This window comes from Bacillus methanolicus PB1, assembly GCF_000262755.1.
Classification (GTDB): domain Bacteria; phylum Bacillota; class Bacilli; order Bacillales; family Cytobacillaceae; genus Bacillus_Z; species Bacillus_Z methanolicus.
Genome location: NZ_AFEU01000003.1, coordinates 975,783 through 1,000,881, shown reverse-complemented (window position 1 = coordinate 1,000,881; position 25,099 = coordinate 975,783). Strand labels below are relative to the sequence as shown.

Here is a 25,099-nt window from a genome sequence, read left to right as displayed (position 1 = left end):
ATAAGGATTTTGTAGATGAGAGGGGATTTAGAATGGCAGGACATTCTAAGTGGAAAAACATTCAACGTCGGAAAAATTCGCAAGATGCAAAGCGCGGAAAGATTTTTATGAAGTATGCGAAAGATATATATGTTGCAGCTAAAAATGGCGGAGGCGATCCTGCTACTAATCCGAGTTTGCGCTTAGTTATTGATAAAGCGAAGGCTGTTAATATGCCGAATGAAAATATACAGCGTGCCATCAACAAAGCAATCGGAGTCGGAAGCTCGGCAAAATATGAGGAAATCATTTATGAGGGCTACGGTCCTGGCGGAGTGGCTGTAATGGTTCAATGTTTAACGGATAATAAGAACAGAACGGCATCAAATATTAGGCTTGCTTTTTCAAAAAATGGCGGAAACTTAGGGGAAAGCGGCAGCGTTTCATATATGTTCGATCGAAAAGGGTATTTGGTTATCGACCGTGAAGAGTTAGAAATCGATGAAGATGAAATGCTCCTGCAAGCAATTGAAGCCGGGGCTGAAGAAATGGAAACAAGCGAAGAAGCTTTCGAAATTTTTTCCGACCCTGAGCATTTCATGGAAGTGAAAGAAAATTTAGAAAAATTAGGCTTTACATTCGAGGAAGCTGAAATCACGATGATTCCCCAAACCTATACACAATTAAATGAAGAGATGGCAGCGAAAATGGAAAAATTGCTCGACATGCTCGAAAATGATGAAGATGTTCAGGACATCTTTCATAATTATGAAGAAGCTTAACAAATAAAAGCAGTGCACCACCCGGTGTACTGCTTTTAATATTTAATCTTATAGAAGGTCAGGCCCTCAATGCATTAACGCTTTAACGTGTTGCGGGCCAGGCCCCAGGAATAAACTTGAATAAAATGGTGAGACTATGGGTGTATAATTTGAAAAGCGGATGGGAATTCCGTATCTAAAACGAGGTGATCATTTATGAGAACCAAATGGGCAATGATCGTGTTCACTTTATTAGCGGTATTTGTTTCTGGTCTTTATATCCCGGAATATGGAGCACCTGTGGACGGATTAGCATCTGCTCAAGAAACAGAAAGAACTGATAATGGCATTATCGGCCCCGGCCCAGTCAAAATTACGGTCATTTTAGAAAGAAAATATTTAGACGGGGAAATAAGTGAAGAGAAAGTAATCGAAACGATCTGGTCAATGGAAGATTTTTTGTCAAAATACAAGGAATGGAAGCTGCTGGATATGACGGAAAATCAAGTTGTATTCCGGCAGAAAATTGATGATATTTCGCCGTTGTTAAAAGCAAACGGATATTTCGGCATAACAGATGATGGAATTTTATCAATATATAATGGAAAACCCGGTCGCTCAAAAATTATACAATCATTTTTTCATATTGATTTAGGGAAATTAGAGAGCGCAAAATGGGAGCAGCTTAAGAAAGGGATACCCATAAAAACTAAAGACAGGTATGAAGAAGTACTTGAATCTTTTAAAAACTACTCCAAAGAAGGAAATCAATCATAAAAAAAGAGGCTGACGATCAATGTCAGCCTCTTTCTTGCGATTTTGCTCTTATTGTTTTTTAATTCAACTTCATTTGAATCTTCTAAAAAAAAATCGATTTCTATTATATAGAAAAAATTAAAATGAGCAACTAAAATTTTTCGTATCAGTAAAAATTGTATGATACAATGAGGTACAGCAAAACAGGGGAGAGAAGGTCATTGTTTGAATTTATTAAAGGAACTGTTGAATTCGTTGGACCTGAGTATATTGTTATTGAAAATAACGGCATAGGCTATCAAATTGCTACTCCAAATCCATTTCTATATTCAAAAGAAAGCGGAAAAGAGGTTCGTGTCTTTACTTATCATTATGTCAGACAGGATATAATGGCTTTATACGGTTTCCGGTCAAGGGAAGAAAAAATACTTTTTACGAAACTTCTTAACGTTTCCGGAATAGGTCCGAAGGGAGCCCTTGCGATTCTTGCTTCAGGAGAGCCGGAACAGGTTGTCCAGGCAATTGAAAATGAAAATGAAGCTTTTCTAGTAAAATTCCCTGGGGTTGGTAAAAAGACTGCAAGACAAATGATCCTGGATTTAAAAGGGAAGCTGCATGATTTTGTGCCTGATTCCATTACAAATTTATTTGCATCTGATGATAAACAGCGGCCGCTAGGCTACTCTGCAGAATTTGAGGAAGCGGTGCTCGCTTTAAAAGCACTTGGGTATTCGGAAAAAGAAATTAATAAAATTTCTCCGGAATTAAAAAAGGAAAAGCTTTCAACAGATCAATACTTAAAAAAAGCTTTGCAAAAGCTCTTGAAATAAGTTTTTTAGCACGGATCATTTCAGCCGGATAAAACCAGTATGAAGTGAATTCAAAAGGGTGATACGGATGGAAGAAAGGATTATTTCTAGTGAAGCTGATGTTCATGATATGTCTTTTGAACTCAGTTTGCGGCCGCAAACGTTAAAACAGTATATTGGACAAGATAAAGTAAAAGCAAATCTTGAAGTTTTTATTGAAGCAGCCAAGCTTCGCCAGGAAACATTGGATCATGTACTCCTCTACGGCCCGCCGGGACTTGGAAAAACAACATTGGCAGCGATTATTGCCAACGAAATGGGAGTCAATTTAAGGACAACAGCAGGACCTGCGATCGAAAGGCCCGGCGATTTGGCAGCCATTTTAACCTCTCTTAATCCGGGCGATGTTCTTTTTATTGATGAAATTCACAGGCTGCCGAGATCAATCGAAGAAGTATTATATCCGGCAATGGAAGATTTTTGCCTTGATATTGTCATTGGAAAGGGGCCAAGCGCACGTTCCGTCCGCCTTGATCTTCCGCCGTTTACACTAGTCGGTGCTACTACGAGAGCAGGTTCTTTGTCGGCGCCTTTAAGAGACCGGTTTGGAGTTCTAAGCAGATTGGAATACTATACTGAAGAGCAATTAATAAATATTGTTACACGAACCGCAAGTTTGCTAGATACGAAAATTGATCATGAAGCTGCGAGAGAGATCGCCAAAAGATCAAGGGGAACACCAAGAATTTCAAACAGATTGTTAAGACGCGTAAGGGATTTTGCCCAAGTAATAGGGAACGGCTCCATTTATGCGGAGCTTGCCGAAAAAGCACTAGAATTAATGCAGGTAGACCGTCTTGGTCTTGACTACATCGATCATAAACTACTAAAAGGAATTATTGAAAAATTCAGGGGTGGACCGGTCGGCCTTGAAACGATTGCAGCAACAATCGGCGAAGAACCGCATACAATTGAGGATGTTTACGAACCTTATTTATTGCAGATTGGTTTTCTTCAAAGAACGCCGAGGGGAAGAATGGTTACTGAATTAGTTTATCGCCATTTTAATATGGAGGTGCCTACAAGTGACAGGTTTGCCTAAAATGCTTATGATGATCGGTGCGATCATTTTTATTGGCGGATTTTTAATGCAATTTATTTCCATTGGAAAACTTCCGGGAGATATTGTTATAAAAAAAGGGAATACAACCTTTTACTTTCCAATTGCAACGTCAATCTTATTAAGTGTAATACTATCTGCCATTTTTTACTTTATTGGACGTTTTCGGTAAATGCATATAAATTTTTCTGAAAGACACAAGGTGAAAACAATGAAAGTAGAATTATTTGACTTTGATCTGCCTGAGGAATTAATCGCACAGACGCCATTAAAAAATCGAACAGATAGCAGACTAATGGTATTAAATAAAGAAACAGGCGAGGTCAAACATAATTTTTTCAAAAATATTAAGGAATACTTGAAGGCAGGAGACTGTCTCGTATTAAATGATACACGAGTCCTTCCTGCAAGACTGTTTGGCGTGAAAACAGATACAGGTGCGAAAGTGGAAGTTCTGCTTTTGAAACAGCTTGATGGAGACCGCTGGGAAACGCTTGTCAAACCGGCTAAGCGCGTAAAAGATGGAACGCGCATCGAATTTGGCAATGGCGTTCTTTCGGCCGTTTGTGTCGGAATGACAGAGCATGGTGGTAGAATCTTTGATTTTCATTATGACGGGATTTTTTATGAAGTGCTCGAAAAGCTTGGAGAAATGCCGCTTCCGCCTTATATTAAAGAACAGCTTGAGGATAAGGACCGCTACCAAACGGTTTATGCCCGGGAAAAAGGATCGGCTGCTGCACCGACGGCAGGGCTCCATTTTACGGAAAAGCTGTTGGAAGAACTAAGGGAGATGGGTGTGCATATTGCTTTTATTACACTCCATGTAGGCCTCGGCACCTTTCGGCCGGTCAATGTTGAGAATGTCGATGAACATGAAATGCATTCAGAGTTCTATCAAATGTCTGAAGGAACAGCCGCTTTATTAAACGAAGTCCGGAAACAGGGCGGCAGAATTATCACAGTCGGAACAACCTCAACGAGAACGTTGGAAACGATTGCTTCGGCCCGCAATGGCAAATTTGCGGCTGAAAGCGGCTGGACAAATATTTTCATCTATCCCGGCTATGAGTTTAAAGCGATTGACGGTATGATCACTAATTTTCATTTGCCTAAATCAACCCTTATCATGCTTGTCTCAGCTCTCGCAGGCAGAGAGAATGTTCTTCGTGCCTATAACCTTGCCGTTCAGGCAAGGTACCGCTTTTTTAGCTTTGGAGACGCAATGTTAATACTATAATTGTAGGTTTTTAAGCTGTAAATTGGAAGGAGAACGGATTTTGACTGCAATAAGATTTGAACTGATCAAAACAGATAAACAAACGGGAGCACGGTTAGGGCGCGTCCATACGCCGCACGGCTCTTTCGATACACCCGCATTTATGCCGGTAGGAACGCTTGCTACGGTTAAAACGATGTCGCCTGAAGAACTGAAAGAAATGGGAGCGGGCATTATTTTAAGCAACACGTATCATCTATGGCTACGCCCCGGGCACGAAATTGTGAAAGAAGCCGGCGGATTGCACAAATTTATGAATTGGGATCGTGCAATTTTGACGGATTCCGGCGGGTTTCAAGTGTTCAGTTTAAGCGAGTTTCGAAAAATAGAAGAAGAAGGAGTTCACTTCCGCAACCATTTAAATGGAGATAAATTGTTTTTATCTCCTGAAAAAGCAACGGAAATTCAAAATGCTCTCGGTTCCGATATTATGATGGCATTTGATGAATGTCCTTCTTATCCGGCGAGCTTTGAGTATATGAAAGAGTCGGTTGAGCGGACTTCCCGCTGGGCGGAACGGTGCTTGAAGGCCCACAAACGTCCGAATGATCAAGGATTGTTCGGAATCGTTCAAGGAGGAGAATACGAGGAGTTAAGAAGGCTAAGTGCTCAAGATTTAGTTTCACTTGATTTTCCGGGTTATGCGATCGGAGGATTGTCGGTCGGGGAGCCGAAGGATGTGATGAACCGAGTTCTTGAATTTACGACTCCGCTTTTGCCTGCTAATAAACCGAGATATTTGATGGGTGTCGGTTCACCGGATTCACTGATTGACGGAGCGATTCGCGGAATAGATATGTTTGACTGTGTACTCCCGACCAGAATCGCCCGAAACGGCACATTAATGACAAGTGAAGGCCGTCTAGTAGTGAAGAACGCCAAGTATGCCCGTGATTTTGGACCGTTAGATCCAAATTGCGGCTGCTATACTTGCCGAAATTATACACGTGCGTATATTCGCCATTTGATCAAAAGTGATGAGACATTCGGTATCCGTCTTACAACTTACCATAATTTATATTTTCTGCTAAAATTAATGGAGCAAGTTAGACAAGCCATTCGTGAAGATCGGCTTGGAGACTTCAGAGAAGAGTTTTTTGAAAAATACGGTTTCAACAAACCGAATGCTAAAAACTTTTAGAATACTGGCTTGAAAGGAGAATAAAGATGGAAGCAATCGGTTCTTTAATCCCATTTTTGTTAATGTTCGTGATTTTCTACTTTTTACTCATCCGCCCGCAGCAAAAACGCCAAAAAGCGGTTCAGCAAATGCAAAACGATTTGAAAAAAGGTGATAAAATCGTGACAATTGGCGGCCTTCATGGAATTATCGATGCGCTTGACGAAGATACAATCGTTATCAAATGCGGAGATGGAAGCCGTCTGACATATGACCGTGCTGCAGTTCGTGAAGTAACACAGCCGGCCGGCGAAGGATCAGGAAAATAAAAGATGCAGCAGATCGAATTATTATCTAAAATCTAAAAAGTTTTAACAAATAAAGAGGCTGTCTCATAAGGTCTGACCCCATGTGCATTTATCAATATATAGCACATTTATGCAACAATATGTCCTATATATTGTGTTATGGGGTCTGACCCTTAGGGTTTTGAGACAGCCTCTTTTGTTGTTTGGACTTGAATGATCAATGGGTTACATCCAATGTAAATTGGTGGCTGAACATATGAAAAGAGAAAAAAAATACAGATAGTAAAACATGAATTCTTAACAAAAAACGGTTGAAAACGACACTAATGTCTTTTATAATAATGACAACGACGTCGTTATTTTTTAAAGAGGTGATATTCATGAATCAAAAAAAGCAAATATGGAAAAACAGTTCTTTCCTTTTTCTAATTACAGCTCAATTTGCTTCTGCACTTGGTGAAGGTATTGTAATATTAGCTTTACTTGCCTTATTCGGTTTTGAAAAAGATGCGACACCATTGGAAATGGCTATGGTCGTATTGGCAACAAGTGTTCCTACTGTAGTATTTGGCCCGATTTCCGGTTTGTTTGCCGATCGATTAGAAAGAAAGCATTTAATGATGTTGTCAGATATTGCACGTGCAGTCATTATGTTTACTATCGTATTTACTACTGCCACGTGGCAAATATATCTTCTGCTTGTACTAAAAGGTACCTTTGAAGCTATTTTTACTCCAGCAAAAAATGGAAAATTACGTGAAATTGTATCTGTTGAACAAATGGATCAAGCAGTTGGAATCAGCACCGTGATTGATTATGGCTGCCGAATTATTGGCCCGGCTGTGGGAGGAGTACTTGTTGCAGTATTTGGAACTATGTCTGCATTTTATATTAATGCAGGAGGATTTTTACTTTCTGCCTTGTTTTTATTAGGAGTACCAAAGCGGCAAGAAAAGTATCGCGAAGAAATTAAATCAGACAGTATTCCTATGCTGGTTCAGATGAAAGAAGGTTTTTCATTTATTAAGAGAACCTCCTTTTTGATGTATGGAACTTTTGTATTTAGTTTAGCGATGTTTGTCATAACTTTAGCTGATGCACAGCTCATTACATTGTTTCGCCTCATTCCAGGCGGAACGACGGAGTTATTTGGTGTAATTATGGGAGCAACTGGACTGGGGACTCTTGCTGTAGCAGGATGGCTAAGCAGCCGAAGCGGTGTTCCTGCGATCCCGGCCATGTCCATCGGTTCTATGGGCATAGGAATCGCATTTGGTTTGTTGGCCTGCTTTACACAAATTAACTTAGGATTGATATGGATTTGGTGTCCATTACTTGCCTTGTTGGGTGGAGGCATGGCTGGCGCAGTGATCGTACCATTTCAAGCAACTGCCCAGAAGAAAACACCGGAGAATTTAACCAGTCGGGTATTTGGTGTGATCAATAGTGTAAGTACATTTGCTACCATTGTCGGTCCTTTGAGTGGAGGCATTTTAGCTACTTTCTTTGGAATAATCCCCGTCTTTATCGTTTCTGGCGGTTTACTGCTTGTTGTTGGTTTGTTATTGTTAAGCAATAGAAAAATGGAAATGGAGGAGTCAGATGTCACCGAAAGTTTCTGAAGAACACCGTGAATATCGTCGTCGCAAAATTTTAGAAGCAGCTATTCGTGTCTTTAAAAGAAAAGGATTTGAAAAGACAACTATGCAAGATATCGTTGATGAATCAGGAATGAGCCGGGGAGGGGTCTATTTATACTTTTCCAATCGCGAAGATTTGTTTAAAGAATTAATCAATTTTTTTGATAAGCAACAAAAAGAATTAATCAATTTTTTTGATAAGCAACAAGTAGAAGAGATTGATCTTTTGTATCAAAATGTTTCATCAACTTGGGAAGGAGTTCTTCGGTTTTTGGAGGCTCAAGAACAAGAAATTAAGGAAGTAGATGAAAGCTTGACTCCGGTAATTCTTGAGTATTACATGATTGATTTGCGTGAAAAGACTAAAGATGCTTTTTTATCCAATCGCTATCAAAAAGCGGTGGAAATACTTGAGCTTTTGTTTCAAAAAGGAGTCGACGAAGAGGAATTTAAGCCGGTTATTCCTATTTCTCAAGTCGCCCGTTTTGTAGTGGCCTTTTTAGATGGATTAATTATGGAAGCAATTTATTTAGGTACAGAAGAAGTAAAAATACAGCAACAAATGAATACATTACGTCAAACGCTTAAAAAATTGTTAGGAGTAGAACAGACCGAATGATTATGTTCTCTATTGTACTATTAAAAAGAGGATATATGTTCTTATATTGAACATAATATCCTCTAACCATTTTAGTATAGTTATGTTTATCGCCTGCTTCTTTTTAGGAATTTCTTGATTTTGACGACAAATTTACCCCAAGAATTCCCCCCATCATCGCCACAAGCACATAACAGACATGATAAATGAGCTGTTTCCATGTAAACAGACTGTCAAAGCCAAGAAATTGGAACAAGAAAACGATTATTGAATATAAAAGACCCGTTAAGCCTCCAAGCAGCCACCCTTTTTGCTTTCCTTTCCCCCCTGAAATAAAACCGCCGATAAACAGTGAAATAAAGGAAATGATTGTCACGATCATTTCGATTCCGGATTCTTGGGCAGAAGTGAACCGCAAAATAAGTGAAAAGATAAAGCTGCTTATTATTGCGAACAAGAATATTCCTATAAGCCCGTACAAAACAGCTGTACCGAAATTTTTTGTCTCTATTTTTCACCCTCTCCTTTTTCATGCCGAATGGCAAAATGCCAAGCCGCTATATGTAAACAGCTTGTTTCTAGTACATGCATATTCAAGAAAAACAAAATTAGAATAAAAACTCTTTCTTATTTGGCAAAACATGCACATTATATTTTATGACTTTACAGCAAAAATAAATTTGAATGTCTTGAAGGGAGAGACTGATATGGAAGAATACATTCTTATCATCTTTCGAACTTTATTCCTTTATGGATTGATTTTAGTTATATTTCGGCTGATGGGAAAAAGGGAAATTGGTGAATTGAGCATATTAGATCTCGTAGTAAATATAATGGTTGCGGAGCTGGCTGTCGTGGCGATTGAAAATACGGAAGATCCTCTTATTCATACTGTTTTGCCGATGGGGTTGTTAATGATCGTCCAATTTGTTCTGGCGCTGCTCTCATTAAAAAGCAAAAAATTTCGGGATATCGTTGATGGCAGGCCGACAGTTATTATTAACAGAGGTAAAATAGACGAAGAAGCAATGAGAAAACAGCGGTATAACTTTGATGATTTGATGCTCCAATTAAGAGAGAAACAGATTAAAAATATTGCCGATGTCGAATTTGCTATATTAGAGCCGTCAGGAAACCTTTCAGTGTTTGAAAGAAAAGATGATAATAAAGTGAATATTACGATGCCGCTAATTATTGACGGGGCCATCCAAGAAGAAAACCTTAGAAAAATTAATAAAACGAATTTATGGCTTCGGCAGGAATTGCGTAATATGGGATATAAGGATATAAAAGAGATCTCATTTTGCAGCTTTCAGGACGGACAGTTTTTTATTGATCTTAAAGATCGGCAATAAAATTATCTCGATTATTTTTTGCAAAAACACCCAAGAAAGCACGCAGAACGATTCAAGCGTGCGTGCTTTCTGTTTATCTGAATGAAAGTTTCGAAAGGGGTTTTCCTATCCATGGGATTCGTTTTATTTCATCGCTTTTTAATAATCCAAACAACAAAAGAAGAATAAAGTAAATTACTGTCATTCCGGTTGCTGATGCCATTATTTTTGCAAAAAGCGGCGATTCGGGCAAACTGTTTTTCATCAGCCAAAAGCCGCTCCAGCCCGTAACTCCCATGACAATAAATATTTTAACATAGTCGCGAATAAAAAATGTAAATGAAATCGTTTTTAAAACGGTTGCAAAGTGAAGCATTGTGACAAGGACGAATCCGACAACGATTCCTAAAGCGGCACCGTAAATCCCGAATCCCGGCTGGCTTGCAAGAAGAAAAATGATTCCAATTTTAACTGCATTACCTATTAAGCTGTTAATCAAAGCCGCTCTTGCAAGGTCGAGGGCTTGCAGCACTGCTTGCAAAGGCCCTTGGTAGTAGTAGAACAGAAAGAAAGGAGCCAACAGTTTAATAAACGGAGCACCGGTTGTTGAACCGTACATAATTTGCATGAGTTCTTCCGCTAAAACGTAAAGAACGACAACTGCAAGTCCGCCAGTTACTAAAGAAAATCTAAGCGATTGTTGAAGGCGATATTCAATTAAGCCCATATTATTTTGCGAATTTGCTTCACTGATTGCCGGTACAAGCGAGGTTGACAGGGAATATGTAATAAAAGACGGCAAAACGAGAAGCGGTAATGCATATCCGGTCAATGCCCCATACTGTTTTGTAGCATCCACTGCCGCTACACCGGCAAGCGCAAGGCTATGTGTGACAACGATAGGTTCAAGAAACCAGGAAATATTACCGATCAGCCGGCTTCCGGTTGTCGGAAGTGCAACATTCATCAGTTCGTAAAACACAGGCTTTCCAGATTGAACGTACGAAAAAAACTTTTTCCTGAGCGGAAATCTTTTTTTTATCTTAAAGGTTGTCATTAAAAAAGTGAGAGAAACGAATTCGCCGATAACAGATGCAAACATGGCTGCCGCCGCTGCATACTCAATCCCATACGGAAGAAATGTTTTTGTTAACACGGCAATAAGCGTAATCCGAACAATTTGCTCAAGGATTTGAGAAACGGCAGCCGGTTTCATATTTTGCCTTCCCTGGAAATAACCGCGGATTACGGATGAAACGGCAACGATCGGAACAATCGGTGCAATAGCCAGCAAAGGATAGTGGGTGCGCGGATCAGTAAAAAGAGTTTCTGATAAATACGGAGCAAGGATGATAAGTGACGGAGTGAAAATAACTGATAAAGAAATAGTTGTCGTGAGTGAGACAACGAGAATCTTTTTTACTTTTTGAAAATCACCTTTTGCTTCTGCCTCCGCAACATTTTTTGAAATGGCCACAGGAAGCCCGAGTTGCGTAATGGCTATGACGAGCATGAGAGTAGGAAACGCCATCATATAAAGTCCGACTCCTTCTTCGCCGATAAAACGGGCAATTACAATCCGGTTGATAAAGCCTAAAACTCTTGTCACCAGACCCGCTATTAATAAAATAATGGTTCCCTTAAGAAACTTAGACATCCTTTTCCCTGCCTTCTCAAAATACGTGTAATCATATACAATTAAATATATGCAAATTAGTGGACAAAGCATGACAAGGATAGGGCAACTTTAGAAAAAGAATCGTGAGGAGGCTGCTGAAAATGGATGTCGGCCATGAATATGATCGTTTTCGCACCTTAGTAAAACCTGCATTGGAAAGCAAATTGAATGAATTTCGAATGCTCGGTTATGAAAAAATTACTGAACAGGAATTATGGGACTTTTTGATAAAAAAGAAATGGAAAAAAATAAAAAAGAACCCCATCTCTATCAAATTGTCCAGGAAATCTTGTCTGTTCAGGTGAACGAATTTATGAACTTTGCCACTGTAGAAGCTTTTATGATGGCTGATTTTGATTTGGGTAATGAAGAAGCAAGAAAAGAACTGCTGAAATAAAATTATTGATTTTTTTAGGATTTCTAATTCAATGAGATAAATTGACAGCATTTCTATTCTGTTTCATAATAAAAACGTTAACTTTGGTAAAAACTTAACAAATAATTTTTTAGCTTTATAACTGAAATGTTTGCCTCCGCCATTGGTGAAGGTTTATACGATTCTTTTAGCGGCTTTTAATTAAGGGGGATTTATACATAATGGTAAAAAAGGGTCGCATCGTTGCTTTTCTTATCTTTATTGTTGTATTCGGTACGGTAATGGGAGCAACGACAAAAAACATATTGGATAATATTAAACTCGGTCTTGATCTTCAAGGTGGATTTGAAATTTTATATGAAGTCAGTCCGGCTGAAAAAGGCCAAAAAATTAATGAAAAAGTTCTTGCAAGCACCGCTGAAGCGTTAGATAAACGTGTAAATGTGCTTGGTGTCAGCGAGCCGAATATTCAAATTGAGGGAAAAAACCGAATTCGCGTTCAGCTTGCCGGGGTAAAAGACCAAAATAAAGCCCGTGAAATTCTGGCGACAGAAGCGAACCTTTCATTCCGTGATGTAAATGATAAAAAGTTGATGGACGGTACTGACCTCGCCGAGGGCGGAGCAAAGCAAACTTTTGATGAGCAGGGAAGACCGAGCGTTTCTTTGAAATTGAAAAGCGCCGAGAAGTTTAAGGAAGTAACAGAAAAAATAGTAAACATGGGTGCGGGGAATAATCTTCTTGTAATCTGGCTTGATTTTGAGGAAGGAAAAGATTCTTTCAAAGCGGAAGCGGTGAAAGAAGATCCTAAATTTTTATCGGCGCCTCGTGTAGACCAGGTATTTAACCAGGATACCGTACAAATTGTCGGGGATTTTACGATTGAAGAAGCGAAAACGCTGGCATCACTGTTAAATGCAGGTGCATTGCCTGTTAAGCTTGATGAAATTTATTCTACATCTGTCGGTGCGAAGTTCGGGGAACAAGCAATGGAAAAAACAGTAATTGCCGGTATTATTGGGGTTTTGGCAGTTTACTTGTTTATGATTTTCTATTATCGCTTTCCCGGATTTATTGCCGCAATTACATTAACCGTATTTACTTACTTAACTCTTTTAGTATTTGACTGGCTGAACGTTGTTTTAACCTTGCCTGGTATCGCTGCTTTAATCCTTGGCGTTGGGATGGCTGTTGATGCCAATATTATTACTTATGAACGCATAAGAGAAGAAATAAAGGTTGGAAGGTCGATTAAATCAGCGTTTAAAGCAGGAAACGAAAATTCTTTATCAACTGTTACCGACGCGAACCTTACAACACTTTTAGCCGGAGTGGTCTTATTCTTCTATGGGACAAGCTCTGTAAAAGGATTTGCGACTAGTTTAATTATCAGTATTTTAATAAGTTTTATTACAAATGTATACTTGTCAAGATGGCTCCTTGGTTTATGGGTTAACAGCGGGATTCTCAAGAACAAACCCGGATGGTTCGGCGTCAAAAAGAGTGAGATTAAAGATATTTCGGAGAATTTTGATACCCTTGACTTGCCGACAAAGTTTGACAGATTCGACTTTGTCAAATACCGAAGAAAATTCTTTGGCGTTTCGGGATTTCTTTTAGCAGCAGGGATTATTATCCTATCTGTACTTGGATTGAATCTCGCTATAGATTTTACAAGCGGTACCCGGGTGGAAATTCTTTCAAAAGAACCATTAACGACTGAAAGAGTTTCCGCAGAGCTAGAAAAATTAAATCTTAAATCTGACGATATTGTAATATCAGGAGAAGATAAAAATATTGGTGTGGCACGATTTAAAGGAGTTTTATCCAAAGAAGAAATTGCAGATTTAAAGACGCATTTTGATCAATCATTAGATGCAGATACAACTGTCAGCACTGTTACTCCGACGGTCGGAAAGGAACTTGCCAAAAATGCTCTCGTTGCATTAATGATTTCTTTATTAGGGCTTATCGTTTTTGTAACGTTCCGATTTGAGCTGACGATGGCAGTTTCTGCAGTTATTGCATTATTATATGCTGCATTCTTTGTAATTCCGTTTTTTAGCGTTACGCGTTTGGAAGTAGATATTACATTTATTGCAGCCCTTTTAACGATTGTTGGTTACTCGATCAATGATACGATCGTAACATTTGACCGGATGCGCGAGAATATGCAAAAAAGGAAGCGCCTAAAATCGTATGAAGACATTATGAATGTCGTTAATACAAGTATCAGGCAAACCCTTGGCCGTTCTATTAATACTGTATTAATGGTCATTCTTACAGTTGTTTCCCTTTGGATATTCGGAAGTGAATCGATCCGTCCGTTTTCGATTGCATTAGTCGTTGGTCTTGCAGTCGGAACTTATTCATCGATATTCATTGCCGCACAAATATGGGTTGAATGGAAACATAAAGAACTGAAGAAAAAAGGTGTCATTATAACTTATAAGGAAAAAAGAAAATTTTCAGATGAACCTCAAGTTTAAACTGCGGGATTTACCGCGGTTTGTTTTTTTGTTTTCTTTAAAAATGGATCTTTCTGATCGATGCAAATGATCCGGCTTCTGACAAAGCTTTTGCGATTTTTTATGTAAGTTATGAACTTCTGACCGCTTTTCAGGACAAAATAGGAACAAGATCAAGATGGGAAGGAAGTTTGCCATTGAATAATCATGAACGATTTAAAAAAGCTGAGTTTGCGGCGATAGTTGGAATTGCAGGAAACATTATATTGGCTGCTTTAAAATATGTGATAGGGATTTATGCCAACAGTAAAGCTCTCATTGCGGATGCGGTGCATTCAGCTTCTGACATAGCCGGTTCGTTAGCTGTGTATATCGGATTACGGGCTGCAAGAAGGCCGCCAGATGAAGATCACCCATATGGTCATGGGAAAGCGGAATCTATTGCAGCAATTATCGTAGCAATATTTCTCCTTCTAGTTGGAATTGAAATAGGCAAAAGTTCCGTAGAAGCTTTTTTTGACCCGATTGGACCGCCAAAATTGATTGCTGTGGCGGCTGTGATTATTTCCATCTTCATAAAAGAGTCGATGTTTCGATATAAATACAATTTAGGAAAAAAGTTAAATAGTGATGCACTGATAGTCAACGCATATGAGCACCGGTCAGATGTTTATTCTTCTAGTGCTGCTCTTGTCGGCATAGGGGCCGCGATCATTGGAGGAAAATTAGGGATAGGTTGGCTTGTATACGCAGATCCTTTAGTAGGAGTCATTGTATCAATGATGGTTCTTAAAATGGCTTGGGATCTTGGAAAAGAATCGATTCATAACACACTTGATCATGTATTGCACGACGAGGATACCGAGGAACTTCGCAAAATAGTTGAAAACATACCCGAAGTGAAAAAAATTGACACTTTACTTGCGAGAGAACATGGTCATTACATTATTATTGATTTAAAAATATCAGTTGACCCGCAAATGACAGTTGAAGAAGGTCATCGGGTCGGCAAGAGAGTAAAGAAAAAGCTTCTTGAAGTTGCCAATGTCCACAATGTATTGGTTCATATTAATCCATACAATGCAGATGAGTGACGAAGAAATCGAGCCAACGTAAATAGAGAGTTTTTAGCTGACAGAAGATGGATTTACTCAGTTTGAAACATGAGAGAGGTTGGTTATGAGCCGTTGTTTCTGATATATGAGCCCTCATTCCGAAATATGACCCGTTGATTATATTTTAAAGACTTTATTCCAATTAAAAAAGTATATCGATTCACCCTGATAGAGTTGCTTTCAGCTTTTCATTGAATCTGTTTACCCCCTTTTGTATAATAGAAAAGCTAAGGGGTGAACGTATGTTAAAGTCAAAAACAAGGTGGATTGTCCGACAATCTGACCGGCAGAAATCCGAAATGTTAATACAAGAATTAAACATTACTCCCCTGGTAGCATCGTTGCTTGTTAATCGCGGAATTGATACCGTGGAAAGTGCACGGTATTTTCTATTTCCAAAACGTCAGTCTTTTCATGATCCTTATTTATTAAAGGACATGGATAAAGCTGTTGAAAGGATTCGACTTGCAATCGAAAGGCAGGAACCGATATTAATATATGGCGACTATGATGCTGATGGAGTCAGCAGCACCTCTGTTATGATGATGGCATTAAGAGATTTGGGAGCAAATGTTGAATATTACATACCAAACCGCTTTACTGAAGGATATGGTCCAAATGAAGCGGCTTTCAGACTGGCAGCAAATAATGGATTCAAGCTCATAATAACGGTTGACACAGGCATTTCGGCCATTCACGAAGCAAACGTTGCCCGTGAACTTGGGATCGATTTGATCATTACCGATCATCACGAACCGGGACCCGTTCTTCCAAAAGCTTTGGCGATTATTCATCCGAAACGGGAAGACAGTACATATCCATTTCGAGAATTGGCGGGTGTAGGAGTAGCTTTTAAGCTAGCGCACGCACTTAAAGGAAATGTGCCGGAAAACCTTCTTGATATTGCAGCAATTGGGACGATTGCAGACCTTGTTTCTCTTAAAGGAGAAAACCGCCTGATTGCCCAAAAAGGAATTCAACAACTGAAAATCACGAAGAACATCGGACTACAAACGCTAATAAGATTAAGCGGCATCGAACCGGAATCGATTGATGAAGAAACGATCGGCTTTGTCATTGCTCCGCGGCTTAATGCCTCCGGAAGGCTTGAGAGTGCAGAATCGGCAGTCGAATTGTTATTAACAGAAGATCAGCATAAAGCAGAAATGCTTGCAGAAAAAATCGACCTGTTAAATAAAGAACGGCAAGAGCTTGTTAATGCGATGACAGAAGAAGCAGTAATAGAAGTTGAAAGCTTTTATCCGCCTGAAGAATATCAAGTTCTTGTTATTGGAAAAGAAGGCTGGAATTCCGGAGTGATTGGAATTGTTGCTTCGAGACTGGTGGAGAAGTTTTACAGACCCGTGATTGTTTTTAGTTTTGATTCTGAAAAAGGGTTGGCTAAAGGATCAGCAAGAAGTATAGAAGGTTTTGATTTGTTCAAAAACCTTTCTGCATGCAGAGATATTTTGCCGCATTTTGGTGGCCATCCAATGGCGGCAGGGATGACTTTGTATCTGGAAGAAGTGGATGAGCTTCGCTTCAGGCTTAATGCTTTGGCAAAAGAACAGTTGACAGAAGAAGATTTTATCCCGAAAACCAATTTGGATGGTAAAATTGAATTAAGCGATATTAGTTTAACCGCGATCGAACAACTGCAAATGCTTGCTCCTTACGGTGCGGATAATCCAAAGCCGAAAGTTCTGATAGAAAATGTGAATATTGCAGCCATTCGAAAAATCGGCTCTGATCAAAGCCATCTGAAAATAACTCTTGAAAATGATGGGGCATTGCTTGATGGCGTCGGTTTTGGGATGGGACATTTATATGAGCATATTTCTCCTTTTTCCAAATTATCGGTAATTGGAGAATTGGCTATAAATGAGTGGAACAATATCCGCAAACCGCAAGTTTTACTTCAAGATTTAGCTGTTGAATCGTGGCAGCTGTTTGATTTTCGCGGTCTTAAGCGCTTTGATAAAATTGCAGAGTTTGTTCCGCAGGAAAATCGAAAATGGATCGTTTTTAATGAAGAGAACGTTTCGAAATTTAAAGGGATGCCAGTTGATGAAATCCATCTAATAACTTCATATGAAGAAGCAATAAAAATGGACGTTGACGGTTTAAATCTCGTCTTGGCTGATCTGCCGCTGTCTAGGAAAATATTGGAATATCTTTTAGCCAGCAAAAAGCCTGCCCGAATATATGCCCAATTCTATAAAGAAGACAGTGACTTTTTCAGCACCATGCCCACGAGGGACCATTTCAAGTGGTTTTATGCTTTTTTAGCAAAAAAAGGACCATTTGATCTTAAACGCCATGGGGATGATCTTGCCAAATACAGAGGCTGGACGAAAGAAACAATTGAATTTATGTCACAGGTGTTTTTTGAATTGAATTTTGTTACAATAAACAATGGTTTTATAACACTAGAAAAAAATATTAACAAACGCGATCTATCAGATTCAAAAACGTATCAGAAAAAGCTGGCGCAATATTCTCTGGAAAATGATTTGTTATATTCTTCGTTTCAGCAGTTAAAAAGCTGGTTCGACAAGGTCTTCCAGGAACCGATGAAAAATGAGGAGGCAATAAAAGAATGGATTTAAAACAATACGTTACGATCGTTCCCGATTGGCCTAAACCGGGCATTCAATTTAAAGATATTACTACATTAATGGATAATGGTGATGCATACAAATATGCAACAGACCAGATTGTTGAATATGCGCGAAAAAAGAATATAGATATCGTCGTAGGTCCTGAAGCAAGAGGCTTTATTATCGGCTGCCCTGTCGCTTATTCATTGGGAGTCGGTTTTGCACCTGTCCGAAAGGATGGAAAACTTCCGCGTGAAACAATTAAGGTCAAATATGGTCTTGAATACGGAGAAGACGTATTGACAATTCATAAAGATGCAATCAAACCAGGCCAGCGAGTCTTAATAACGGATGATTTGCTTGCAACAGGCGGCACAATTGAAGCAACTGTTAAATTAGTTGAAAAGCTCGGGGGAATTGTGGCCGGAATAGCTTTTTTAATTGAGCTTACTTACTTGGAAGGACGCAGAAAGCTTGAAGGCTATGATATTTTAACGTTAATGCAGTATTAATAATGGAAGAGAGCACTCGATTCGCAGTGCTCTTTTTGCATATAGCTAGCTGTTTGAAAATTTGAGCGAAATGACAGTTTTCGACATATTTTTATTTTTGACACAAAAAATAGTATTCTTCCCTTTACATCTCCCGATTTTTTTTCGATAATAGTAAACAATCACAAGATAAGCGGAATGATGATTGCAACAATATATTAAAACTAGAAATTTTAAAAATACATGAAAGAAAACAAAGGTGATTCCATGGCGAATGATCAAGTGTTAACCGCCGAACAAGTCATCGACTGCACTCGAAAATATTTAAATGAAGAGCATGTGAACCTTGTAATAAAGGCTTACGAGTTTGCCAAAGCTGCTCATTCAGATCAATATAGGAAATCCGGAGAACCTTACATTATCCATCCGATCCAGGTGGCGGGGATACTTGCTGACTTGGAGATGGATCCAATTACGGTTGCCGCCGGCTTTCTTCACGATGTTGTCGAAGATACAGATGTAACGTTAGAGGAAATGAGAGAAGCTTTTAATGATGAAGTGGCCATGCTTGTCGATGGTGTAACAAAGCTCGGAAAAATTAAATATAAATCGCACGAAGAGCAGCAAGCTGAAAACCACCGAAAAATGTTTGTAGCGATGGCTCAAGATATTCGCGTCATATTAATCAAACTTGCCGACCGACTTCATAATATGAGGACACTTAAGCATTTGCCACTTGAAAAGCAAAGACGCATTTCTAATGAAACGCTGGAAATTTTTGCCCCGCTTGCACATCGTCTTGGAATTTCAAAGATAAAATGGGAACTCGAAGATACGGCATTAAGATATTTAAATCCTCAGCAATATTATCGAATTGTCAATTTGATGAAGAAAAAGCGAGCAGAGCGGGAGCAATATCTTGATGAAGTTATAGAAGAAGTCCGAAACAGGCTTAATGAAGTTTCCATTAAGGCGGAAATTTCCGGACGGCCAAAGCATATTTACAGTATATATCGAAAGATGGCACTTCAGAATAAACAGTTTAATGAAATTTACGATCTTCTTGCTGTCAGAATTGTCGTAAACAGCATAAAAGACTGTTATGCTGTTCTAGGCATCATTCATACGTGCTGGAAGCCAATGCCGGGGCGATTTAAAGATTATATTGCAATGCCGAAACCGAATATGTACCAATCACTTCATACGACAGTGATTGGTCCAAAAGGGGACCCTTTGGAAGTGCAAATCCGCACTTTTGAAATGCACCGTATAGCAGAATACGGAATTGCTGCTCACTGGGCATATAAAGAGGGGAAATCGGTAAAAGAGAATTCTTCCTTTGAAGATAAGCTTACATGGTTCCGTGAAATTCTCGAATTTCAAAATGATACTGCGAACGCAGAAGAATTTATGGAATCATTAAAAATTGATTTGTTTTCAGATATGGTCTTTGTGTTCACACCGAAGGGTGATGTCATTGAACTGCCTGCCGGTTCCGTACCGATTGATTTTGCCTACAGAATCCACTCCGAAATTGGAAATAAGACAATCGGCGCCAAAGTGAACGGAAAAATGGTTACACTTGATTATAAATTGAAAACGGGAGATATTGTTGAAATTTTAACATCGAAACATTCCTATGGACCGAGCCAGGACTGGCTGAAACTCGCCCAAACATCACAGGCAAAAAATAAGATACGCCAGTTCTTTAAAAAGCAGCGGAAAGAAGAAAATGTTGAAAAGGGAAGGGAAATGGTTGAGAAGGAAATCCGAAACATGGATTTCGATATTAAAGAAATTATGACCGCCGAAAATATAAAGCGAGTTACGGAAAAATTTAATTTTGCAAATGAAGAGGATATGTATGCTGCAGTAGGGTACAACGGTATTACTGCTCTTCAAGTTGCGAACCGATTAACGGAAAAATGGCGGAAGAAACGCGACCTTGAACAAGTAGCAACTATTTCTCATGCGGTTAATGAACTAAAATCCTTTCCATCTGTAAAAAAACGGGAATCTGGTGTTCACGTATCAGGTATTGACAATTTATTGATCCGCCTTTCGCGCTGCTGTAATCCGGTTCCCGGAGATGAAATTGTCGGCTTTATAACGAAGGGAAGAGGAGTATCTGTCCACCGGTCTGATTGTCCGAATATTAATACGGGAGATGCAAAGGAGAGACTTATTCCGGTAGAATGGGAAACAGGACTCAATGATCGGAAAGAATATAATGTGGATATCGAAATAAGCGGATATGACCGGAGAGGGCTGTTAAACGAGGTTCTTCAGGCTGTGAATGAAACAAAAACAAACATTTCCGCTGTTTCCGGAAAATCCGATCGTAATAAAGTTGCGACGATTATTATATCCATTGCCATTCATAATGTCAGCCACCTTCAAAAGGTAGTTGATCGAATTAAACAAATTCCTGATATTTATGCAGTTAGAAGGATTATGAACTAAGGAGAGCAATTATGAGGGTTGTCGTGCAGAGAAGCAAAGAGGCAAAAGTGACAGTAGACGGTAGCATCGTTGGAGAAATAAGCAAAGGGTTCGTTCTCCTAGTCGGAGTCACCCACGATGATAAGGAAGAGGATGCCAAATTCCTTGCCGACAAAATTGCTAATCTTCGAGTATTCGAGGATGAAAACGGAAAGATGAATTTATCGCTATTGGATGTTGGCGGTGAAATCCTGTCTGTGTCTCAATTCACGTTGTATGGTGATTGCCGGAAAGGAAGGCGGCCCAACTTCATGGAAGCGGCAAAACCTGAGCATGCCTTAAATATCTATGAAGCATTTAACACGTTTCTCAAGGAAAAAGGATTGAAGGTCGAGAAGGGAAAATTCGGCGCGATGATGGATGTTCAGTTAATAAATGACGGACCTGTAACATTGATTGTTGAAAGCAATTAAGATGTTTTATTTGAAAACAGAGAAATAGCAAATCGTTTCTTTGTTTTTTCTTTATAAAATTAGGCGTTTAAAATATAAATTTGTAATAAGAGGATGACCTGAAGGTAACAGCTGTTTACCTTTCCGGTCATCCTCTTTTTTATTGCTTAAAATATCTTGCAAGACCTTGAAAAATACCCGATGATACTGATTCCTGGTATTGTCCAGAGGTAACGAATATTTCTTCTGCAGGGTTGCTTAAATAGCCGAGCTCAAGCAGAATTGCATTTTTGTTCGTTTCCCTGAGTACATGGTAATCGCCGAAACGTACACCTCGATCTTTCATTTTTGTCTGGCTGATTGTTGCTGAATGGACCGATTCCGCCAAAGGTTTTTGGAATAAGTGATAATAATAGCTTGTGATTCCGCGTACGCTGCGGTCCTTAATGCTGTCATAGTGAATGCTGATAAATGCATCTGCATTATGATAATTGGCGGTGCTGACCCTGGAGCTTAATGGGATATATGTATCATCGTTTCTTGTCAGAATGACATTTGCTCCGGATGCCTTTATTCTCTTATATAATAACTTTGCGGTTCTCAGTGTGACTTGTTTTTCCAATGTTCCTCTTATTCCCGTCGTTCCATTATCCCTCCCTCCATGCCCCGGATCCAGGACGATCGTTTTATTTTTCAAATACATTTCGGCACCCGGCTTCTCCACTTGCGGCGCGTTGCCTTTTACACTTACGATCCAGCCTGCAACAAATGCGGTTGCCCCATTTTGAAGGAGGATTTCATACCAATCATTATGCAAACTGACAATCTGAAATGTTTCTCCTTGGTTTGCCCGGTAAATGATTTCAGAATCGATACTTGGGCCTTTTCGAAGATTTGTTCCGTTATGGATAATCGTTAAGGTGCTGTTCTTTACGATTATTCCATCAGGCCTATTGCTGCCTGATTCAGTTTTTTTGAGAAACCAGTTGGCAACCCAGCCGAATTTCCCGGGCTTCCATTCGATTTTAGCCCAGTTATTTTTTTCTTCATAGATTTGAAACGATTCGCCTTTTGAAACAGAACCGATGATTTTTCCATTCAGGTTTCCTTTGTCACGGACAGTCAAGGTTGTGGCTGTAACAGTCCCGGTAACACCGGCATGATTAGAAGAAACTTGCGGTGTTGATTTTTTCTTGCTGCCTTTTTTCTCAACGAGTACATATTCGTTGCTGACCCATGCTGATTTCCCTGAAAAGCTGATTTCTGTCCAATCTCCTCTTTGTGAAAGAACAGTTACTTCTTCTCCTTTTTGGAACTTTCCGATAATACTTCCATGTAAAGAAGGAGAGCTTCGGACGTTTAATGAGTTTACCGTAATCTTTCCAGTATTGTTTTTCGATGCCGCGGGCTTGTCCGTTATAGCATTATTTGATGTTTGAACGCTTATATACTCCTTGGCAACCCAGCCTACACCAAAAGAAGTCTGGACTTTTGCCCAGTTTTCATTTGTTTCAAGTATGGTTATGACTTGGCCTTTATCTAGTGATCCTATGACTTGAAAGTCTGTTCCCGGTCCTTTCCGCACCCTTAATCCGTCCGTTGACACCGTTCCCTTGTTTTCTTGTTTGGTCTTAGCGGGAACAGGTGCAAGTCCGATTCCGCCGAAAAGAAGAATTAAGCAAATAAGAAAAAAAACTGCTCTTTTTTTGAGCAAATAGCTCCCTCCATTCTTCTGTTATTTATTGTTATTTTAGCGGACACCCGACGAAAAATCATTCCCTAATTGTTAATATCGGCCTATCATCCTATCGTTTTAAAACGAATGATCAAGAATATGGAAAAAAGTGAGATATTTTTCGCGGAAACATGGGAACAATAGGCAGTGAAAAATGAACGAAGGGTGATCACGATGAAATTCAGTGAAAAAGCAATGTCTGCAAGTTCAGGAGAAAATCAAATTTTTGGTGTTGATTTTCATGATTTTATTCAAAAAGAGCAAAATGAAAACATGTTTGAATTCGCTACTGAATTCGGTTTGTCAATCAGGGATGTCAGAAAGCTGAAAAAAAGACTGGAGCGTTCGTAAGGGAATCCATGTACTCTAATTAATTCACTCTTGACAAGCGATAAGATTCTCCGTATGATAATGTAATTAAAAAAACTAGTTTAAGAAATACCGATGATGGAGAAGAGTAATTAAGACCCACATGAAAAGAGAGGAAATGTCAAGGCTGAAAACATTTCTGCATGATGACTTAATGAAAGAACACTCTGTAGGTTTCTCTCTGAAAAAGGTTTTGCCCTCTATTAGGAGAAGAACGTACGCAGGCGTTAACTGCTGAAAGTGGAAGTGACTTTTGCGCTTCAATTAGGGTGGCACCACGGGAAAAACAAACTCTCGTCCCTTGTTTTTTATGAAACAAGGGAGCGGGGGTTTTTTATTTTTCACTTATACATATCATCAAAATAAATGAACAGGAGGATGGTCATGTCGATCCGTATACCAAGAGGAACACAGGATATTTTGCCCGGCCAGGTAGAAAAATGGCAGTATATTGAAATGAAAGCAAGAGAATTATGCCGCAGGTTTCAATATCAAGAAATAAGAACCCCTATTTTTGAGCATACTGAATTGTTTCTTAGAGGTGTTGGGGATACAACAGATATTGTTCAAAAAGAAATGTACACATTTGAGGACAGAGGAAAAAGAAGCTTAACATTGCGTCCGGAAGGAACAGCTCCAGTCGTAAGGTCCTTTATAGAAAATAAAATGTACGGAAATGCCAGCCAGCCTGTAAAGCTATATTATATGGGGCCGATGTTTCGCTACGAACGGCCGCAGGCAGGCCGGTACCGCCAATTCGTGCAATTTGGGGTTGAAGCGATGGGAAGTGCTGACCCGGCAATTGATGCTGAGGTCATTTCCTTAGCCGTTTCTCTTTACAAAGAACTTGGTTTAAAGAAATTAAAGGTGGTTATTAACAGCCTCGGCGACAAAGAAAGCCGCAGCGCTCACCGAGATGCGTTAATTAACCATTTTCAGCCGCGAATCGGTGAATTTTGTTCTGATTGCCAAAACAGGCTGGAAAAAAACCCGATGAGGATACTTGACTGCAAACAAGACCGAGACCATGAATTAATGAAAACGGCACCGTCGATTCTCGATTACTTAAATGATGAATCCCGGGCCTACTTTGAAAAAGTACAAGCATATTTAACCGGCCTTAATATTGAATTTGAAGTCGATTCCAATCTTGTGCGCGGCCTTGATTATTATAACCACACTGCTTTTGAAATTATGAGCGGCGCAGAAGGGTTTGGAGCGATTACAACTTTATGCGGCGGAGGAAGATACAATGGTCTTGCCGAAGAACTAGGTGGACCGGAAACTCCGGGTATCGGATTTGCATTAAGTATTGAACGGCTTATTTCGGCACTGGATGCTGAAGGAGTCACACTTCCGTTAAATGAAAAACTTGATTGTTATCTTGTTTCATTAGGCGATGATGCGAAAGATTATACGGTGAAGCTGCTGTACAAGTTAAGAAATGAAGGCTATTCCGCTGAAAGAGACTATCTTGACCGGAAGGTAAAAGCACAGTTTAAGGCTGCCGACCGCTTAAATGCTAAATTTGTCGCCGTATTAGGCGATGAAGAATTAAAAGAAAATAAGATTAGTTTAAAAAACATGGAATCAGGTGAACAAGTGGAGCTGGAACTTGCTTCATTCGTTGAAAAATTTAAAGAGATTTATCAATAGAGGAGGAACGAAA

General features: G+C 39.4%; 22 protein-coding genes, 1 pseudogene and 1 other annotated feature. Of the genes and pseudogenes, 20 read left to right on the top strand and 3 right to left on the bottom strand.

Annotated features, from left to right (window positions below; all coding sequences use genetic code 11):
- Positions 1-32: 32 nt before the first annotated feature.
- From PB1_RS14655 to PB1_RS14610, 10 genes are all read left to right on the top strand, one after another.
- A complete protein-coding gene (locus PB1_RS14655) occupies positions 33-761 on the top strand; it encodes a YebC/PmpR family DNA-binding transcriptional regulator (protein ID WP_004438269.1) in 729 nt (242 codons plus the stop codon).
- 195 nt (positions 762-956) lie between these two features.
- Complete coding sequence (locus PB1_RS14650; protein WP_004438265.1) at positions 957-1,517, top strand: intercompartmental signaling factor BofC; 561 nt, start codon at positions 957-959, stop codon at positions 1,515-1,517.
- Positions 1,518-1,717: 200 nt separating this feature from the next.
- Positions 1,718-2,326: a Holliday junction branch migration protein RuvA gene (gene ruvA, locus PB1_RS14645; RefSeq protein WP_004438257.1), complete on the top strand. Its 609-nt coding sequence runs from the start codon at positions 1,718-1,720 to the stop codon at positions 2,324-2,326.
- Between the two features lie 67 nt (positions 2,327-2,393).
- Positions 2,394-3,407: a Holliday junction branch migration DNA helicase RuvB gene (ruvB, locus tag PB1_RS14640; protein WP_004438244.1), complete on the top strand. Its 1,014-nt coding sequence runs from the start codon at positions 2,394-2,396 to the stop codon at positions 3,405-3,407.
- The gene (locus tag PB1_RS14635; protein WP_004438240.1) at positions 3,391-3,597 is read left to right on the top strand and encodes a DUF2905 domain-containing protein; all 207 of its coding nucleotides are present in this window, start codon (positions 3,391-3,393) and stop codon (positions 3,595-3,597) included. The genes ruvB and PB1_RS14635 overlap by 17 nt, the downstream gene beginning before the upstream one ends.
- Before the next feature lie 39 nt (positions 3,598-3,636).
- On the top strand, positions 3,637-4,665 hold the full coding sequence (gene queA / locus PB1_RS14630) for a tRNA preQ1(34) S-adenosylmethionine ribosyltransferase-isomerase QueA (protein WP_004438238.1): 1,029 nt from the start codon (positions 3,637-3,639) through the stop codon (positions 4,663-4,665).
- A gap of 40 nt (positions 4,666-4,705) precedes the next feature.
- Positions 4,706-5,845: a tRNA guanosine(34) transglycosylase Tgt gene (gene tgt / locus PB1_RS14625; RefSeq protein ID WP_004438235.1), complete on the top strand. Its 1,140-nt coding sequence runs from the start codon at positions 4,706-4,708 to the stop codon at positions 5,843-5,845.
- 26 nt (positions 5,846-5,871) lie between these two features.
- A complete protein-coding gene (gene yajC, locus PB1_RS14620) occupies positions 5,872-6,153 on the top strand; it encodes a preprotein translocase subunit YajC (RefSeq protein WP_004438232.1) in 282 nt (93 codons plus the stop codon).
- Between the two features lie 359 nt (positions 6,154-6,512).
- Positions 6,513-7,754, top strand: a complete 1,242-nt coding sequence (locus PB1_RS14615; RefSeq protein ID WP_004438229.1) for an MFS transporter — start codon at positions 6,513-6,515, stop codon at positions 7,752-7,754.
- Complete coding sequence (locus tag PB1_RS14610; RefSeq protein WP_004438227.1) at positions 7,735-8,391, top strand: TetR/AcrR family transcriptional regulator; 657 nt, start codon at positions 7,735-7,737, stop codon at positions 8,389-8,391. The genes PB1_RS14615 and PB1_RS14610 overlap by 20 nt, the downstream gene beginning before the upstream one ends.
- 103 nt (positions 8,392-8,494) lie before the next feature.
- Here PB1_RS14610 and PB1_RS17205 read toward each other — a convergent pair whose 3' ends face one another.
- Positions 8,495-8,827 (bottom strand): TIGR04086 family membrane protein, encoded by a 333-nt coding sequence (locus PB1_RS17205; RefSeq protein ID WP_238533136.1) that lies wholly within the window; start codon positions 8,825-8,827, stop codon positions 8,495-8,497.
- 250 nt (positions 8,828-9,077) lie between these two features.
- Here PB1_RS17205 and PB1_RS14600 point away from each other — a divergent pair, with 250 nt between their 5' ends.
- On the top strand, positions 9,078-9,725 hold the full coding sequence (locus tag PB1_RS14600) for a DUF421 domain-containing protein (RefSeq protein WP_004438225.1): 648 nt from the start codon (positions 9,078-9,080) through the stop codon (positions 9,723-9,725).
- Between the two features lie 73 nt (positions 9,726-9,798).
- On the opposite strand, the gene spoVB is transcribed toward PB1_RS14600, so the two are convergent.
- Positions 9,799-11,361 (bottom strand): stage V sporulation protein B, encoded by a 1,563-nt coding sequence (gene spoVB / locus PB1_RS14595; RefSeq protein WP_004438224.1) that lies wholly within the window; start codon positions 11,359-11,361, stop codon positions 9,799-9,801.
- 122 nt (positions 11,362-11,483) lie between these two features.
- Between spoVB and PB1_RS18635 the strand changes: the two are divergent.
- The 7 genes and pseudogenes from PB1_RS18635 (at position 11,484) to dtd (ending at position 21,347) form a co-directional block, all read left to right on the top strand.
- A pseudogene (locus PB1_RS18635) lies at positions 11,484-11,779 on the top strand (post-transcriptional regulator).
- Between the two features lie 200 nt (positions 11,780-11,979).
- A complete protein-coding gene (gene secDF, locus PB1_RS14585; RefSeq protein WP_004438218.1) occupies positions 11,980-14,247 on the top strand; it encodes a protein translocase subunit SecDF in 2,268 nt (755 codons plus the stop codon).
- A gap of 176 nt (positions 14,248-14,423) precedes the next feature.
- Entirely contained in the window at positions 14,424-15,320 is an 897-nt protein-coding gene (locus tag PB1_RS14580; protein ID WP_004438216.1) for a cation diffusion facilitator family transporter, read from the top strand.
- Positions 15,321-15,583: 263 nt separating this feature from the next.
- Positions 15,584-17,950: a single-stranded-DNA-specific exonuclease RecJ gene (gene recJ / locus PB1_RS14575; protein ID WP_004438214.1), complete on the top strand. Its 2,367-nt coding sequence runs from the start codon at positions 15,584-15,586 to the stop codon at positions 17,948-17,950.
- Positions 17,941-18,453, top strand: a complete 513-nt coding sequence (locus PB1_RS14570) for an adenine phosphoribosyltransferase (protein WP_004438212.1) — start codon at positions 17,941-17,943, stop codon at positions 18,451-18,453. Before recJ ends, PB1_RS14570 begins: the two co-directional genes overlap by 10 nt.
- Before the next feature lie 246 nt (positions 18,454-18,699).
- Positions 18,700-20,895 carry a RelA/SpoT family protein gene (locus tag PB1_RS14565; RefSeq protein WP_004438210.1) on the top strand — a complete coding sequence of 732 codons (2,196 nt, stop codon included), beginning with the start codon at positions 18,700-18,702 and terminating at the stop codon, positions 20,893-20,895.
- Between the two features lie 11 nt (positions 20,896-20,906).
- The gene (gene dtd / locus PB1_RS14560; RefSeq protein WP_004438206.1) at positions 20,907-21,347 is read left to right on the top strand and encodes a D-aminoacyl-tRNA deacylase; all 441 of its coding nucleotides are present in this window, start codon (positions 20,907-20,909) and stop codon (positions 21,345-21,347) included.
- Positions 21,348-21,486: 139 nt separating this feature from the next.
- Here the strand turns inward: dtd and PB1_RS14555 are convergent, their stop codons facing one another.
- Positions 21,487-23,040 (bottom strand): N-acetylmuramoyl-L-alanine amidase family protein, encoded by a 1,554-nt coding sequence (locus tag PB1_RS14555; protein ID WP_004438203.1) that lies wholly within the window; start codon positions 23,038-23,040, stop codon positions 21,487-21,489.
- A 168-nt stretch (positions 23,041-23,208) separates the two neighbouring features.
- Between PB1_RS14555 and PB1_RS17580 the strand changes: the two genes are divergently transcribed.
- The gene (locus PB1_RS17580) at positions 23,209-23,412 is read left to right on the top strand and encodes a hypothetical protein (RefSeq protein ID WP_155816441.1); all 204 of its coding nucleotides are present in this window, start codon (positions 23,209-23,211) and stop codon (positions 23,410-23,412) included.
- Positions 23,413-23,496: 84 nt separating this feature from the next.
- Positions 23,497-23,735, top strand: a binding site (T-box leader).
- A gap of 79 nt (positions 23,736-23,814) precedes the next feature.
- Complete coding sequence (gene hisS, locus PB1_RS14545) at positions 23,815-25,086, top strand: histidine--tRNA ligase (protein ID WP_004438196.1); 1,272 nt, start codon at positions 23,815-23,817, stop codon at positions 25,084-25,086.
- Positions 25,087-25,099: the final 13 nt, after the last annotated feature.